This window comes from Streptomyces sp. NBC_01571, from assembly GCF_026339875.1.
Classification (GTDB): domain Bacteria; phylum Actinomycetota; class Actinomycetes; order Streptomycetales; family Streptomycetaceae; genus Streptomyces.
The window spans coordinates 7,803,170-7,820,521 of the sequence record NZ_JAPEPZ010000001.1; the positions used below are offsets into that span (position 1 = coordinate 7,803,170).

Annotated in this window: 6 protein-coding genes; all 6 read right to left on the reverse strand. The window is 74.4% G+C overall.

Features of this window, described 5'->3' with window-relative positions; all coding sequences use genetic code 11:
* Positions 1–22 precede the first annotated feature (22 nt).
* Positions 23–7,339 (reverse strand): type I polyketide synthase, encoded by a 7,317-nt coding sequence (locus OHB41_RS35115; RefSeq protein WP_266702753.1) that lies wholly within the window; start codon positions 7,337–7,339, stop codon positions 23–25.
* A gap of 1,598 nt (positions 7,340–8,937) precedes the next feature.
* Positions 8,938–9,660: an alpha/beta fold hydrolase gene (locus OHB41_RS35120; protein WP_266702755.1), complete on the reverse strand. Its 723-nt coding sequence runs from the start codon at positions 9,658–9,660 to the stop codon at positions 8,938–8,940.
* A gap of 16 nt (positions 9,661–9,676) precedes the next feature.
* Positions 9,677–10,648, reverse strand: a complete 972-nt coding sequence (locus tag OHB41_RS35125) for an alpha/beta hydrolase (RefSeq protein WP_266702757.1) — start codon at positions 10,646–10,648, stop codon at positions 9,677–9,679.
* 205 nt (positions 10,649–10,853) lie between these two features.
* Positions 10,854–11,771: an AraC family transcriptional regulator gene (locus tag OHB41_RS35130; protein ID WP_266702759.1), complete on the reverse strand. Its 918-nt coding sequence runs from the start codon at positions 11,769–11,771 to the stop codon at positions 10,854–10,856.
* Between the two features lie 141 nt (positions 11,772–11,912).
* A complete protein-coding gene (locus OHB41_RS35135; protein WP_266702761.1) occupies positions 11,913–13,799 on the reverse strand; it encodes an AfsR/SARP family transcriptional regulator in 1,887 nt (628 codons plus the stop codon).
* Positions 13,800–14,105: 306 nt separating this feature from the next.
* Positions 14,106–16,994 carry an AfsR/SARP family transcriptional regulator gene (locus OHB41_RS35140; protein WP_266702764.1) on the reverse strand — a complete coding sequence of 963 codons (2,889 nt, stop codon included), beginning with the start codon at positions 16,992–16,994 and terminating at the stop codon, positions 14,106–14,108.
* Positions 16,995–17,352 lie beyond the last annotated feature (358 nt).

Sequence of the window (17,352 nt, forward strand, 5' to 3'; positions counted from 1 at the left end):
GCGCGCGTGTTCGGCACGCCGGTCACCAGCCCGAGGCGGTGTAGACGACGGCGGTGTCGGCCGCGGGCCCCCACGCCAGCTCGCGCAGCAGGCTGCCCGTGCCCTCCTCGGGGTCGATGAGCCGGATCCCCCGCCCCGCGTAGTGCCGCATCAGCTCGGGTGTCACCATTCCGTGGTTGCCGTCGCCGGTCGGCGCCCAGGGGCCCCAGTGGACGGTCAGTCCCCGGCGGTCCGTGCCGGACGCGGCCCAGCGGGCGCCGAGGGACTCCAGGGCGTCGTTGGCGGCGGCGTAGTCGCTCTGGCCGCGGTTGCCGAGGGTCGCCGCGATACTGCCGAACAGCACGGCGAACCGTGGACCGTCGGGCAACTCGCGGACCGCGTCGAGCAGTTCGCGCGCGCCGTCCACCTTCGTACGGAACACCCGGTCGTAGGACGCCGGGCTCTTCTCCGCGATCAGCTTGTCCTCGATCACGCCGGCCGCGTACACGACACCGTCCAGGCGGCCGTGCTCGGCGTGGATCTCCTTCACCGCCCGGCGCACGGCGTCGCCGTCCAGCGCGTCCACGGCGCGGTAGCGGACCTCGGAACCGAGCGCGGCGAGCCTGCGCAGGGTGGAGCGCACCTCGCGTTCCGCCTGGATCCGGCCGATCGCCCGCTCGATCTCGGCGGGGACGCGCAGACCGCCCGCGATGAGCGCCGACCGCAGTTCGTCCGTGCCGTGCGCGGCGGCGACGGCGGGGTCGTCCTCGCCCTCGGTCAGGGCGGTGCGGCCGAACAGCTCGATCCGGCAGCGGCTCGCGGCGGCCAGGGTCGTGGCGAACCGGGCGGTGATGCCCCGGGCGCCGCCCACCAGCAGGACGACCGACGTGGTGTCGAGGCCGAGCGCGGCGGCCTCGGCCGCACCGTCCCCGGCCGGGCCCGCGCCCGTGGACCCGAGCAGGCCGAGGCCCTCCTCGGTCATGCGCAGTCCGCGCCGGGCTCCGGGCGAGCGCAGCACGACCGGTTCGCGGTCGGGGGCGGTGAGTTCGGCGACGAGATCGGCGGCGAGGTCCTCGGGCGCGGTACCGGGGGTGTGCTCGACGACCCGGGCCACGGTCTCGGGGTACTCGCGCGCGAGGGAGCGGAAGAAGCCGCGCAGCCCCGCCGCGGCACCCGCGGCCAGGATCCAGCGCGGGTTGCCGGCCAGCACCTGCCGGTACACCGGGTAGGCGTCCGGCAGGACGGGTGGGGAGTCCGGGTCGACGAGGTGGACGAGACCGTCGAACTCCGCCCCGGCGGGCGGCTCGTCGGCGGTCACCGCGTGGGCGCCGTGCGCGGTCAGCCGGGCGGTCAGCGCCTCGGCGACCGGTCCGCTGCCGAGCAGCAGGAACCTGCGCCCCGCCAACCGGTCGTCGGTGGACGCGGATTGGGCGGGGCCGAGGTCGAACTCCCGCATCACGAAACGCCGGGGCGCCACGACGACGGGTTCGGCGGAGACCGGGCCGCCCTCCGCGAGGCCGGGTCCGGCCGCCTCGTCCCGGACGCCCGCGACCAGCGCGGCGATGCTCGCGGCCGTACGGGCCTTCGCCAGCTCTTCGATGTCGGTGCCGGTGTCGCCGGTGGTGGTGAGTCCGAGGCGGCCGGCGAGTTCTCCGGCGATCTCGGCTCTCTTGATGGAGTCGACGCTGAGGTCGGCTTCGAGGTCGAGGTCGGGCTCGATCATGTCGACGGGGTAGCCGGTGCGCTCACCGATCACTTCGAGTACGAGGGCGAGGACGGTCTCGGCGGTCGGGGCCGTGTCCGCCCCGGCGCCGGCGGGAGCCTGGGCCGGGGCGGGCCCCCGAGCCCCGCGCTTCCCGGTCACCCGTTCCACCAGGGCGGTGATGGCAGCCGCGGTACGGGCCTTCGCCAGCTCTTCGATGTCGGTGCCGGTGTCGCCGGTGGTGGTGAGTCCGAGGCGGCCGGCGAGTTCTCCGGCGATCTCGGCTCTCTTGATGGAGTCGACGCTGAGGTCGGCTTCGAGGTCGAGGTCGGGCTCGATCATGTCGACCGGGTAGCCGGTCCGCTCACCGATCACCTCCAGCACGACGGACAGCACCGAGCCGTCCGCCGCCTCGACGGCCTCGGCCGGCGCGGGGACGGCGGCGGGCAGCGCGGTCACCGTGACGGGAGCGTCGGCGTACGTGACCGGGGTGGCGGCGGTGGGGTACGCGACCGGGACGGGGGCGGCGGGTCTCACCCCCGGGTCAGCGCCCAGATACCCCAGCATCACGTCCCGTTGCGCCGCGATCATCTCCCGGCTGGTCCGCAGGAACTCGCTGATCAGGGCCTCGGAGCCGGTCACGGCCGCCGTTCCGTGCGAGGTGCCGCTGCTGGTCATGAGGGCCTCCGGGACGCGCTCGGCGGGGTGGAGTGCGGCGGCGGGGATCACACCGTCCGCGGTGCGGAGCAGGTGGCCGTCCACGGTCCAGGCGGCGCGTCTTCGACGCGTGGCGCGGGCGGCGTCGAGCGCGTCCCGGTCCTGGAAGAGCCACCCGGTCCTGACGTCCACCCCGGCGACGGCCAGCCGGGCGAGCGCGGTGAGGAACCCGGTGAGCCCGGTGCGGCGGCCGTCCTCCAGGGCGACCGTGCGGTGCGGCCGGTCGCCGAGCACCGCGCCCACCAGCCGGGTCAGTACCGAACCGGGGCCGGCCTCGACGAAGACCCGGGCCCCGGCCCGGTACATCGCCTCGATCTGGTCGGCGAACCGGACCGGCGCGCCGATCTGGGCGGCAAGTTCGGCACGGATCGCCCCGGGCGTCCGCGGGTAGCGGTCGGCCGTACGATTCGACCAGACCGGGAAGTCGGGCGCGCCCAGGGGGACTTCGGCGAGCGCCTCGGCGAACCGTTCGCCGGCGGCCGCGACCAGCGGGCTGTGGAACGCGCAGGCCACCGGGATGCGCTGGGCACTCAGTCCCCGGGCGCGCAGCCGCTCCACGGCGCTGAGCACGTCCTCGGTGGGTCCCGAGATAACCGTCTGGCGGGGCGAGTTGCGGTTCGCCGTCACCACTGATCCGTCGAGGCCCGCCTGCGCCAGGGCGGTCGCGACCTCCGGTTCGGGCGCGGTGACGGCGGCCATGGTGCCCGGGTCGCCGCCGCCGGTGGCGCCGAGGATGGCGGCGGCCCGGTCGTGGCTGGCCCGCAACAGGGCCCCGGGCGCCAGGACACCCGCCGCGGCCAGTGCGGCCAGCTCACCGTAACTGTGTCCCGCGGCCATCGCCGGGCGTATCCCGGCCCTGCTCAGGAGCTGGAAGGCGGCGAGTGAGGTCAGACCGAGCGCGGGCTGCGCGAGTGTGGTGTCGGTGATCCGCTCCCGCTGTTCCTTGCGGCTCGACTCGTCGAAGGGGGCGGGCGGGAAGAGCACGCGGGCCGTCGCCTCGTCGAGCCGCAGATGACGCTGCAGCTCGGGAAAGGCCACGAACAGCTCCGCGAACATTCCGGGCCGCTGGCTGCCCTGCCCGGGGAAGAGCATCGCGACGCCCGCGTCACCCGGTACGGGGCCGGCCGCGTCACCGGCCGGACCGGACCGGTCCGCGGCGGCCCCCGGGGCGTCGGCGGCGCCCGGGGCGTCGGCGGAGTCCGGGGCGGAGGCGGACAGGCCGGCGTCTGGGGCGGAGGCGGACAGGCCGGCGTCTGGGGCGGAGGCGGACAGGCCGGCGTCTGGGGCGGAGGCGGACAGACCGTCGTCCGGGGACGCGGTGAACGGACTGTCGTCCGGTGTCGCGGTGAACAGGCCCTCCTCCGGGGCGTGTTCGCCCGTCACCGCCCGCCCCAGCAGGTCTCTCAGCTCGCCGGTGGAGGCGGCGACCAGCGCGATGCGTACGGGGAGGCCACGGGGAGCGGCTGCCTCGGCCCGCCGGGACGCGGCGAGGGCGAAGTCCCGCAGCCGCCACGGCTCGTACGGGCCGGGATCCGCCTCGACGAGGGCGAGCAGCTCGGCGGCGGCACGTTCGGCGGCCGCCCGGTCCGCGCCACGGAAGGTGAACAGCTCGGCGGGCCACTGCTGGGCGGCGGTGACCGGCGGCGGCCCGTCCTCGTGGGCCCGCAGCACGACGTGGAAGTTGGTGCCGCCGAAGCCGAAGGCGCTGACACCGGCGACGCGTTGCGCGGGGGCGGCGGCCCAGGGCCGGGCCTCGGTGTGGAAGGCGAACGGGCTGCTGCCCGCGTCCCAGGCCGGGTTCGGTTCGGTGAGGTGCAGGGTCGGCGGTCGTACGCCGGTGTGCAGGGCCAGCGAGGTCTTGATGAGTCCGGCCAGCCCGGCGGCGCACTTGGTGTGACCGATCTGCGACTTCACCGACCCCAGCGCACAACTCCCCGGCTCGGCACCGGCCTCCTCGAACACCCGGGTGAGCGCACCGAGTTCGGTGCGGTCGCCGACGACGGTTCCGGTGCCGTGCGCCTCGACGAGCCCTACCTCGGCGGGCGAGACACCCGCGTTGCGGTACGCCCGGGTCAGCGCGTTGTACTGGCCCTCGGGCCGAGGAGCGGTCAGCCCCAGCGCCCGTCCGTCACTCGCGCTGCCGACGCCCTTGATGACCGCGTACACCCGGTCCCCGTCGCGCTCGGCGTCGGTGAGCCGTTTGAGGACGACGCACCCGACGCCCTCGCCGAGCGCGATGCCGTCGGCGGCGCTGTCGAAGGGCGCGGAGCGGCCCGAGGGCGACAGGGCGTGGGCGGAGGCGAAGAGCAGGAAGTCGTTGATGCCGTTGTGCAGATCCGCGCCCCCGCACAGCACCAGGTCGCTCGTCCCGGCGGTCAGTTCCTTGCACGCGACGTCGACCGCGGTGAGCGAGGAGGCGCAAGCGGCGTCCACGGTGTAGTTGGCGCCACCGAGGTCGAGACGGTTGGCGATCCGGCCCGCGATGACGTTGGCGAGGATGCCGGGGAAGGAGTCCTCGGTCAGGCGCGGCAACTGCGCGTCCAGGGCGGGCGGCACGGCACCGAGATAAGAGGGCAGCACGGACCGGAGGGTCATGGCGTTCGACAGGTCGCTGCCCGCCTCCGCGCCGAACACGACCGAGGCGCGGGCCCGGTCGAAGGGCCGGCTCCCGTAACCGGCGTCCTCCAGGGCGCGGCGCGCGGCCTCCAGGGCCAGCAGCTGCACGGGTTCGATGGCGGGCAGCGAGGCCGGTGGTATTCCGTACCGCAGTGGCTCGAAGGGTATTTCGGGGAGGAACCCGCCCCATCGGGACGGGGTCCTCTCGCCGGTTCCGGAGCCGTCGGCTGAGTGGTAGAGGCCGGTGTCCCAGCGGGTCGCGGGCACCTCGGTGACGGCGTCCGCGCCCGCCAGCACATTGGCCCAGAAGGTGGCGAGGTCGGGGGCGCCGGGGAACATGCAGGCCATGCCGACGACGGCGACGTCCAGCGGTTCGGGGGAGGGGGCGGTGGCCGGTTCGCCGAGACCGAGGGCGGCCAGCCGGTCGGCCAGGAAGGCGACGGCCCCGGTGGTGACCGAGGCGTGCAGGGCGGCGACGGTGGTGACGGCCGAGCGCAGCACGGCCACCTCACCGGCCATGAACATGCCCTCGGCGAGCTGTCTCTCCTCACCCACCTCGCGCAGTTCGCCCCCGGCCCGCTCGATCCCCTTGCTGGCCAGTCGCAGCCGGCCCACGTTGAGCCGCTCCAACTGCTCCCAGGCCTCGCGACCGGGCACGTCACGGGCGGCCAGGTCCTCCTTGACGGCGGCGAACTCGTCGGTGAACGGGCTGCGGACGCAGCGGGTGGCGTGCCCCGGGGCGGTCTCCAGCAGGTCCGTGCGCTCGGCGGCGACCACCTGGCGCTGGAACAGCGGCAGCACGGCGCCCGCGCTGACCGCCTCCTCGGTGAACAGGTACGCCGTGCCCATCAGCACGCCGACGGCGGCACCTCGGGCGCTCAGCGGCGCGGCGAGGGCGGTGACCATCGCGGTGGACCGTTCGTCGTGCACCCCGCCCGCGAACAGCAGCTGCAGTTCGGCCGCCGTGCCGTTCCTCGCGCCCGCCAGGAAGTCGTCGAGTACGCCGAGCTGCGCCTCCCACAGCGGGAAGCTGTTGCGCGGTCCGACGTGTCCGCCGCACTCGGCGCCCTCGAAGACGAACTTGCGCGCGCCCGCCTCCAGGAACTGTTTCAGCAGGCCCGGGGACGGCACGTGCAAGAAGGTGGAGATGCCCGCCTCCTCCAGCGCGGCGGCCTGTGCGGGACGGCCGCCCGCGATGATCGCGTGGGAGGGACGGATCTCCTGTACGACGGCGAGTTGGGCGGCCTTGATCTCCTCGTCCGCGAAGCCCAGGACACCGACGCCCCAAGGCGCGTCCCCCAGCGTGTCCCTGGTCCGCTCCAGGACCGCGCGGGTCTGCTCGGCGCCGGAGAGCGCGAGCGCGACGAAGGGGAGCGCGCCGTGTCCGCTCACCTCGGCGGCGAACGCGGCCTGGTCGCTCACCCGGGTCATCGGCCCCTGCGCGACCGGGAGTTCGGTTCCGAGGGCACGGCTGCCCGCACTGGCGGTGCCGAGCGCGGGACCGGCGCCCTTCAGCGCGTCGAGGACGGCGTCCCGCACGCCTCGCACGGCCGCGCGGACGGTGCCCCAGCGCTCCTGGAAGCGGGCCGCGAGGAAACCGTCCTGACCGATCTCGGAGGCCGGGGCGCCCTCCGGGGCTCCCCGGCGGCGTACGACGCGGCGGCCCGCCTCCAGGGTGGTCTCGGAGCCGTCGAGCCCGGCCAGCAGGGCCCGGGTCCCGGCGGGCAGCCCTGCCTCGGCCTCGTCGAGCAGGGCGAGCTGGGTGTCCAGGACGACCCCGGCGCCGCCGCCCGCCACGACGGCCGCCGCGGTGTACGGTCCGGCGCCGCCGCAGGCCCAGACCGGCAGGTCGAACGTCTCGTCGCCGAGCAGCTGTTGCACCAGGACGAAGGTGCTCAGCTCACCCACCGGGCCGCCTGCCTCGTGGCCCCGGGCGATCAGCCCGTGAGCGCCGGCCGCGGCGGCCCGTAACGCCTGCTCGTGGCCGGTCACCTCGACGAGCACGCGACGGCCCGGGAAGTCCGCGGGGGTGCAGGAGGCCTCGTCGGTCAGCAGGACGGTGTGCACAACGGCGGGGAGTGCCCGCGCGGGAAAGGCAGCGTTGTCGCGGAGCCGTACGCCGAAACCGGCGGGCGACCATTCCCCGGCGAGCGCGAGTTCCTCGGCTGCCCGGCGCCCACCCGAGGTGAGGTCCAGCACGCCCAGACCACCGGCGCGCACGGCGGCGGCGGTGACCCGTGCGGACGGGACGGCGAACGGGTTCACGGCGATGACGATGTCGTCGACAGCAAGCAGGCCGGAAGTTTCGATATTCGGCACAGGCACGCGAACGCTCCAATGTCACACGGGAGTGAGGAATGGTGGGGGAGAGCGGAGAGCGCTTGCGCTTCACAACAAGCCGCGGCCGATGCGAAGCACGCTCATGCTTATTGCGCATCCTGGTGAAAGTCAAACTCTCAAGGAGGCAGGTCTTACCGGACGTAACACTGCTGACACGGCGGCTTCGGATTCCCGCGTGGTCGGGCAACAGAGGCTTTGTTCCTGGGCAGTTGAGCGGCTGGTCGACCGCTGTTCGGGTGCTGGTCGCCCACCGGGGCGGCCTGCGGAAATGGCTCCTGACGAAAAGTCAAAGCGGGGCGTGCGAGGGCTCGCGCGGAAACGTATTGTTTCCCTCGATGTAAATTGAATCCTTCAACAGTTCCGGCTCGCATAATCGGAATTCACGCCGGTCAAAAGGGTGGGATTCGCCACTTGGGTGTGAATAGCCGCGATTGGTACTCGCCAGTAGGTTGGCTCGTAAGGCACCGTCCACGGCCATTTGGATCATGTTCTTTCGGCAGCCCGGCGCGGCAGTGCGGGCGACCGGCCCCCGGCTGGATCCGACGGCCGCCGGGGGAGCGGCGGCCAGGGGGACGCGTGGGGCGTTCGTCGCCGGGTGCGCCACCGGCTGCCCGTGCCGTCCGGCGGGCGGACCGGCGGGGACGCACGCGTCCGCCGTGCTCGGCGCCCGTCGGACCAGCGCACCCTTGCCGGCGAGGGGCGTTCCCGCCCGGATCTCGTCGAGCGGGGTGATGCGGACGGCCCGGGGCGGAAGGAGCCGGCCCTGACCGCCGGTCCCCAGGGCGACTTCCGCTCAGGTCCGCCGGGAACCAGGCCTGTGCGGGCTCCGCGGCCCGCTCGAAGAACGGCGCGAACTCGTTGCCGTCGAGCGTGCGCGGGATGGGGTTTCCGGTCATCGGTGGGAGCGGCCGACGCCGGCACGGCGCTGTCGACGTACTCCGAGGACGCCCAGGTGCACGGCACCGTGGAAGCGGCGGCGTCCCTGCGGCCCTTCGCTGCCGTGTCGACGTACTGGGCGGCAGGGCGGCAGGGCGGCAGGACGGCAGGACGGCGGGGGCAGTACGGCGGGGGGCAGGGCGGCACACGGGGGTGCTGCGTGAGACCGGCTACGTGCCCGGTACACCACCGAACTCGCCTCAGCCACCGAGACGTTGCCGATCGGTGGCGACGCGGACGTGCGGCGCGTCGTGCATGTCGCGGACGAGGACACACACAGGCCGCGCCCCCGCGAGGCCGGGCGCGGATCGTTCCCGTCGCGCCTGCGCGGGACGCGCGGGGAACCCGGCGCCGGCTGATCACGGTCCGGGGTGTCACGTTCGCGCTCGCCGTGCCGGGGCTCGTCGTGTTCGGCGGGGCCGATCTGCGCCGTGGCCTGAAGCCGTTCGACGTCATGGCCGGTACGGCACCTCGGTGGAGCGCGTCGACGACGGGGCCGCCTCGCGCGCCGCACGCGAAAGGCGGCCACGCCGAAAGGCCGGCGTGGCCGCTGCCCGCGTGCGGTCGGGCCGCGTGGGCGTCCTCCGGGGGTGTCCGCCCACGCGGCTGTCCGCGCCGACCGCCGTCCGCGCGGTCGCGCCGTCCGGTCAGCCGGTCGCGCGGATCGCGTCCAGGATCAGGTCGGCGACGGCCTTCGGCTGCGACACCGCGACGGCGTGGGAGGCGCCCTCGACCTCGACGACGGTCGCTCCCGCGCGCTGGGCGCCGAAACGCTCCACCTCGGGGTTGATCGCCCGGTCCGCGCCGGCCACCAGGGCCCAGGAGGGCTTGGTCCGCCACGCGGCGGCGCCGGCCGGTTCGGTGAACGAGGCCGCGGCGAGCGGACGCTGCGCCACCGCCAGCACCTTGGTCACGTCCTCGGGGACGTCCGCGGCGAAGACGGACGGGAACGCCTCGGGGACGATGGAGACCTCGACGGCGGGCTCGGCGCCCTCGACGGGGTACGTCGTCTGCCGCAGGCTGCTGCCCAGCGGCGAGTCGGGGAAGCGCCCCTGCAACTCGCCGAGGCTCTCGCCCTCCTCCAGCACGTACGCGGCGACGTAGACCAGGCCCACCACGTTCTCGGCGGTGCCGGCGACGGTGATGACCGCCCCGCCGTAGGAGTGGCCGACGAGCAGGACGGGACCGTCTATCTGCGCCGCCACCGAGGCGACGTACGCGGCGTCGGTGGCGAGACCGCGCAGCGGGTTGGGCGGAGCCACCACGGGGACGCCGTGGCTCTGCAGCTCCGCGACGACCCCGGACCAGCCGGCGGCGTCGGCGAACGCGCCGTGGACGAGGAGAGCGGTGGGAGTGGAGGTGGGGGACATGAGTCGGTTCCTCTCGTCAGCCGGCGTGCAGGGCGGCACGCAGGGTGCCGGTGGCCAGGGCGATGGCGGCTTCGGCGGCGTGTGTTCCGCGCAGGGCGTTGAGCATCACGAAGTCGTGGATGATGCCCTGGTAGCGGACGGCGGTGACGGGGACGCCGGCTTCGCGGAGCTTGTTGGCGTACGCCTCGCCCTCGTCGCGCAGGACGTCGGCCTCGCCGGTGATGACGAGGGCCGGGGGCAGGCCGGTCAGTTGTTCGGTGGTGGCGCGCAGCGGGGACGCGGTGATCTGGGCGCGCTCGCTCTCGTCGGTCGTGTACTGGTCCCAGAACCACTGCATGCCGTCACGGCGCAGGAAGTAGCCGGTGGCGAACTGGTGGTAGGAGCCGGTGTCGAAGTTCGCGTCGGTGACCGGGTAGAACAGCACCTGCTGGACGAGCGGGACGTCGCCGCGCTCCTTGGCCATCAGGGTGAGCGCCGCGGTCATGTTCCCGCCCACCGAGTCACCGGCCACCGCGATACGCGACGCGTCCAGACCCTTCGTCGCGCCCTGTTCGACGACCCATCGGGCCACCGTGTAGTTCTGCTCGATGGCCACGGGATAGCGGGCCTCGGGCGAGAGGTCGTACTCGGGGAAGACGACGGCCGCCCCGGCGCCCACGGCCAGCTCACGGACCAGGCGGTCATGGGTGTGGGCGTTGCCGAACACCCAGCCCGCGCCATGGATGTAGAGGATGACCGGCAGGGTGCCCGTGGTGTCGGCGGGCTTGACGATCCGGGCACGGACGCTGCCCGTCGGACCGCCCGACACGGTGATCCACTCCTCGTCGACCTCGGGCGCCGCCATCTCGCCGGACTGCACCTCGTCGACGGCCTTGCGACCCTCCGCCGGGGCGAGGTCGAACAGGTACGGCGGATTGGCGGTGGCTTCCGCGAAGGCGGCTGCCGCCGTTTCCAGCACCGGCCTTACGGGCTCTACGGTGTCGGACATGCAAATCTCCTGAAGTGTTGTTCTCCGGCACGCCGGACCCTCCGGCGAAACGACACCGCGTCACGGGGCGATGCCCCCGGCGTCGTCCTCACGCTAGGGACGTGACGCGGGCGTGCATGGTCCGGCAGCGCACGGCTGTTGTTCCCACAGCGCACGGAACGGGATCCGGGACCGGCCGGAGAGAACCCCCGCCCCGCCTCGGGCCTCATCCACGGCCCGGTCGCGCACCCCGGCCGGAGCTCTCCCGCCATTCGCTCGGCGACATCCCGTACGCGGCCCGGAAGACGCGGCTGAAGTGCGTGGCGCTCGTGAACCCCCAGCGGTTGGCCACCGCGCCGATGGTCCGCTCGCCCCGGCCCCGCAGCATCAGGTCGCGCCGGCATTCCTCCAGCCTGCGCCGCTGGACCCACCGGCCGACGGTGGTGCCCTCGTCCTGGAAGAGCCGGTGCAGATAGCGGGCCGAGATGTGGTGGGCTCCGGCGATCGCGTCGGGGGACAGGTCACCGTCGGCCAGATGCAGGTCGATGAACCTCAGGATCCCGGCCATCAGCGGGGACCGGCCGTCGGGTGCGCCGTTCGCGTTCCTGCCCAACTGCTCGGCGGCCAGGGTCGACAGCACGTTCACGGCGTTCCAGGCCAGCAGTTCGCCGACCGGGGACCGGGACGAGGAGGCGGTGTCCGCGAGGTCGGACAGAAACGGGGACAGCAGGCCGCCGAGCCGGGAGTCGCGGGCGACCGCGGTGCACGCGATCCGGCGCACGTCGAACGCGTCGAGCCCGAGGGACTCGCACGGGACCAGGAACACCTTCGTCCGGAAGCGTCCGGGGATGTCGAGCGCCGGCGGCCGGCGCGCGTCGTAGAAACAGACGTCCCCCGGTTCGAGGTGAAGTTCCGCGGGCTCCCGCGGGCCGCTGGTGACGCGACCGCCCCGCAGACCGACGAAGAGGTACTCGCCGTCGTCCCGGGCGACCAGCCGGTGGTGTCGCCGGGCCGGCGAGGGGCGGCCCTCGTGGGGCAGTTCCGCGGGCACCGTGTCCGCGATGACGATGTCGAGGCCCATGGGCATCCGACACGTGCCCGTCTCACCGTGGTCGGCCCTGATGGTGTCGATACCGGACGTCATCCGCTGTCGCCTCCGTGCCCTGCTCAACCGTTGCGAGGAGCGGCGACGCACTGCCGGACGCCGATCCTCCCCGGTCACGGTCGCGCCGTGCGGGCCGCGGTCCTGTCGTCCACTCCGTCTGGAGCGTAGGTCGGCGGGAGTTCAAAAAGAGTGACACGGCAGTGACAGGGGCTCCGTCCTGGCGAGTTCGGCGGCGAACGCGCGCACCAGTTCGTGCACGCCGTAGCGGCCCGGGGCGTGCTCGCGGATGAGATGGGCGTCGGCGAGTCCGCCGAGGCCCCGCAGGGCCGCGCGGGCCGGCAGACCCGCGAGTTCGGCCATCGTCGTCGCGCAGATGCCGGGGCCGGGGTGCAGGGCCAGGAGCCGGAACAGCCGGGCACCCTCGGGCGGCAGCAGGCTGTAGGAGGAGGCGAACGCGGCCCGGACGTCGGCGACCCCGCCGACCCCCGTGAAGGCGTCGAGACTGCCGCGCGCGGCCCGGAGTTCGGCGGCGAGGGCGGCCAGCGGGAAGTCCCGGCGGCTGACGGCCCGCGCGGCGACGATGGCCAGCGCCAGTGGCAGCCGGCCGCAGCAGGTGACGATCTCCTCGGCCGCCGCGGGCTCGGCGGCCAGCCGCTCCGGCCCGACACGCAGGGCCAGCGAGGCACGGGCGTCCGCGGCCGACGGCAGGTCCAGGGGGAGCGGACGGGCACCGGAGGCGACCAGGCCGGGCAGCGCGTTGCGGCTGGTGACCAGCGCCAGACAGCCCGGCGAGGCGGGCAGCAGCGGACGCACCCGCTCGGCGTCGTCCGCGTCGTCGAGCAGCACGAGGACCCGGCGGCCCGCCAGCAGCCCGCGGTACAGGACGACGAGTTGATCCAGGTCGCCCGGCAGCCGCCGCGGAGACGCGCCGAGCGCCACGGTCAGTCCGCGCAGCACCTGCGCGGGGTCCTGCGGCGGCCGGCCGGGATCACAGCCGCGCAGTTCGGCGTGGAGCTGCCCGTCCGGGAAACGATGCGCCGCCCGATGGGCCCAGCGGACCGCCAGCGCGGTCTTCCCGATCCCCGGCATGCCGCTGACCAGGACCGTCGTGGGCGCTCCGGAGGAGAGCGCGGGCTCGGCGAGAGCGGTGAGGGCGGCGAGTTCGTCCCCGCGGCCCGCGAAGACCGTCAGGTCGGGCGGCAACTGGGCGGGTCGGGCGAGCGGCCGCACCGGACCGGCGGGGACCGCGAGCCGCTCCCGGCCGGGCGGGGGCACGGGGGCCCGCAGGTCCTGCCGGAGCACCCGGGTGTGGGCGGCGTTCAGCTCCGCGCCCGGCGCCACCGACAGCTCCGCGGCCAGCCGGCGCCGGACGTCGTCGTACGCCACGAGGGCCTCGGCCTGCAGTCCGCAGGCGGCCAGCACCATGACGAGCCGGGCGTGCAGGGCCTCGTTCAGGGGATCGAGTCCGACGGCCCGGCGGAGGCTGGGCAGGATCCGTTGCGCCCCGCCGCTCAGCAGGGCCGCGTCGGCCGCCATCCGCGTCGTCCGCACCAGTTCGCGTTCGACGGCGCCGAACACGGCGTGCTCCCGCACCGATGCCGGGATCCCCATGGCGACCGGGCCGCGCCATTCGCCCAGGGCTCCCGCGAAGTGCCGTACCGCCTCCTCGGGTCTGCCGGTGGCGGCGGCCCGCTCACCCTGCCGGGTGAGTTCGCGGAAGCGCAGCAGATCGATCTCGTCCGTCTCCGCGTCCAGGAGGTAGGCGCCGGTGCGCCGGAGCAGACGGCGGCCGGGTGCCCGGGGCGGCAACCCTGGTTCCAGAAGCCGGCGCAGTGACCCCACATAGCGGCGCACCACATTGGTGGCACTGGCCGGCGCATGGCCCGCCCACAGTACGTCGACGATCTCGGCCACCTGCACCGGCCGTCCCGCTCGCGCCATGAGCAGGCCCAGGAGGGCACGCTGCTGGGGGAACCCGAGATCGAGTTCCGTCCCGGCCCCCCGGACCCGCAGCGGGCCCAGCAGTTCGAAGCGCATCACGTCGCCGTCCGTCCCGTCACCGTGCACGTCTCCCCTGTATCCCCCGTCTCCCCGGCGTCGGCGAGGTGCTCCCCGTACCTCGTCGGGCGGACATCGTGTGACAGGCCACGTGCTCGCACGGGGTCTTCGTCGTCGTAACAACGGATCGGCCGGATCGGCCGGATCGGCGGATCGTCCCGATCACGGATCGGCCGAGCTCCCCGGCGAGTTCGCGCATCGGCGACCGCGGCGCGTCACCGGCGACGCGAGCGCGTGAAAGGCGTCCGGTCGACGGGGAGTTCGTTCGCCCGGGAGATCCCCTTCCGCAGACCGTGAATCCGCGGGGGCAGGTCTTCAGCACGGCGCGAGGCCGGGCTGCTCGTCCCGTTCGCGCAGCCGGTCCCGTACCTGGCCGGCGTCGGGGTGGCCGAGCGCGGCGAGGATGGTGAGGGCCTCGCGCCAGCAGGTCCGGGCGGCCCCGTGGTCGCCCATCGCGAGATGGGTGTCGCCGAGCCGGGTGAGGGTCTCGGCCTGCGGATACGGCACTTCCAGCTGCCGGTAGAGGGAGAGGGCGTTGCGGAAGCCGAGCAGGGCGTGCGGATGGCGGCCGAGGTGCTGGTAGGCGTAGGCGACGCTGTCCCAGGTGGCGGCCTGGCCGTAGCGGTCGCCCAGGTCCTGCAGCATGGGCAGGGCCTCGAAGCAGTGGCTCAGCGCCTGGCGGTGGTCGCCGAGCAGGGCGTGGTACCAGCCGACCGAGTTGAGGACACTGGCCTGCGCGGCCACCGCACCGGCGACGCGGACGAGATCCAGGGCCAGTTGGTTGTGGCGCAGGGCACCGGGCAGGTCACCGTTCTGCTCGCACACCCAGCCCAGACTGCGGTGGGTGCCGGCCCGGCCGGTGTCGTCGCCCAGGCCGGTGAAGAGTTCCAGCGCGCGTTCGAGGCGGCGGCGCGACCGGTCGTGGTGGCCCAGCCGGCCCTCCACCCGGGCCAGCGCGCGCAGCCCGTGGGCCTCCATCGCCGGATCGGCCGACCGTCGCGCGGCGTCGAGGGCGGTGCGCGCGGCGCCGGCCCAGTCATGCCAGGTCCCGCGCCGGTCGAAGAAGGGTTCCATGGACCAGGTGAGCAGGCAGGCGAGCCGGTCGTGGTCCGAGCCCGCCGCCGCCCCGATGACCGCGAGCAGCCCCGCGTACTCGGCCGTGAGCCAGGCCAGCGCCCGTCCGTCGTCGGCCGGTGACTCGGGGACGCTGCCGGGTACGGGGGGATCGAGCGGCATCGAGTCGGTGTGCGGTGCGATGCGGCGAGCGGCGGCGCGGGCGGTGTGCAGACAGTGGTCGAACAGCCGGCGGACGGCGGCTCGGCGTTCCGCCTCGGAGTGCTGGGCGTGGACGAGCTGGGCGGCGTGGGCGCGCAGCAGATCGTGGAAGGCGTAGCGGCCGGGGGCGTGTTCGTCGATCAGATGGACGCCGGTCAGCTGGGCCAGCAGCCGGCGGGTCTCGCGCACCGGACGTCCGGCGAGGGCGGCGGCCGCCGGTACGGAGCTGTCCGGGCCGGGGTGCAGCGCGAGCAGCCGGAAGAGCCGCGCGGCCTCGGGGGAGACGGCTCCGAGTGACCAGGAGAACACGGCGTCGATGTCCGCGGGGGCGCCGGAGCGGCCGAAGGCGTCGAGACTGCCGTGGGCCTCGCGCAGTTCGGCGGCGACGGACGAGAGCGGGACGTGCGGTTGGGTGGCCGCCCGTGCGGCGACGCAGGCCAGGGCGAGCGGCAGCCCGCCGCACCGCTCGACGATCTCGGACACGGCCCGGGGTTCCGCCTCGGTCCGCGCGGCCCCCAGCCTGCTGACGAGGAACGCCCGCGACTGGCCGGCGTCGAACGGGCGCAGGGTCAGCGAGTGGGCTCCGTGCGCCGCCACGAGGCCGGAGAGTTGGTTGCGGCTGGTGACGATGGTGAGACACCCCGGACCGCCGGGCAGCAGCGGCCGTATCTGGTCGGTGTCGCGCGCGTTGTCCAGCAGGACCAGGAACCGGCGTCCGGACAGCAGACTGCGGTAGAGAGCGGCCTGGGCGTCCACCCCGTGCGGAACGCGTTCGGGCGGCACCCCCAGCGCGTCCAGGAATCCGCGCACGGCCTCGCCGGGGCTCATCACCGCTCCCGACGGGTCGAACCCCCGCAGGTTCACATGGAGTTGCCCGTCGGGGTACCGGTGGGCGACCTGATGGGCCCAGTGCACCGCCAGGGTGGTCTTCCCGATCCCGGCCATGCCGCCGATGGCGCTGATCACCACCGTTCCGTCAGGTCCCGCGTCACGCGTCAACAAGGCCAGCCCGTCCGCGAGTTCGGTTTGCCGTCCGGTGAACGTCGCCAGGTAGTCCGGGAGTTGCGCGGGCGCGACGACAGTCGGTGTCCGCGGACCGGAGGTGGCCGCGGCGTGTTCGCCGGGTGTCCGGGGCGACGCGTCGGCCTCCGCGGACGCGGCGGAGGTGCGCAGCAGCGCCGTGCGGTGCGCCTCGTGCAGTTCGGGGCCGGCGTCGATGCCCAGTTCGTCGCCGAGCCGGGCGCAGGCCGACCGGTAGGTGCCGAGCGCCTCGGAGCGACGGCTGTCGGCGGCCAGCGCGAGGATCAGCCTGGCCAACAGAGGTTCGTCCAGCGGGTGTTCGGCGGCGGCCTTCTGGAGCTGGGGCAGCACCGTGGCCGGGACGTCGGCGCGCAGGGCCGCGTCGGCCGCCTCGCGCACCGCCGCCACGTACTCACGGCCCAGCGCGGTGAACGCGGCGTGGGCGCGCACCTCGGCGGGGATCCCGGCGGCGACCGGTCCCCGCCGGAGGGACAGGGCCTCGCCGAACAGTCGCGCGCCGCGTGCGGGGTCCTCCTCGGCGACGGCCCGCCGGGCCTCGTCGCACAGCTCGCGGAAGCGCAGCAGGTCCAGGGAGCCGCTGTCGGTCAGCAGCCGGTACCCGCCCGCGTCCCGGACGAGCCAGTGGCCCGCCGTGCGCGCGGGCAGACCGGGCTCCAGCAGGCGGCGCAGCGCACCGACGAGGCGGCGCACCACGTTGACCGCGCTGTGCGGCGGTCGGTGGTCCCACAGGGCGTCCACGATCTCGTTCAGGCCGACCGGCTGATCGGCGCGCGCCAGCAGCAGGGCCAGCAGCGCCCTTTCCTTGGGACGCCCGAGGTCCAGCTCGGTCTCCCCCCGCCAGGCGCGGACCGGGCCGAGCACCATGAACCGCACCGGCTCCAGAGCCAACGGGACCCCCTCCTGATATGCCACCCCAGACATTTACTCTACGTCACGGACCTTGTTACCCCGCGTTACAGGCAGCCCTCCCGGGCCCGTGCCCCCACCGGTGCCCCACCCGCGTGCCCGGCCCTGACCGAGCCCCTGTCCCAGCGCCTGGCCCAGCCTGTTTTTCGCCCCTGTCCCAGCCCCTGCCCCTGCCTCTGTCCCCGGCCCGCGCGGCCAGCGGGCCCGGCCGGGGCCGAGTGCCGGCCGGCGGATGTGTCGCCGCAGGTCAAAGGAGTGCTGCCGAAGATGACAACGGTGACCGGTGCAGCCTTTGCCGAATGCCCGGCCGTGCGTTTCACTTCGATCGAGGCACTCTACG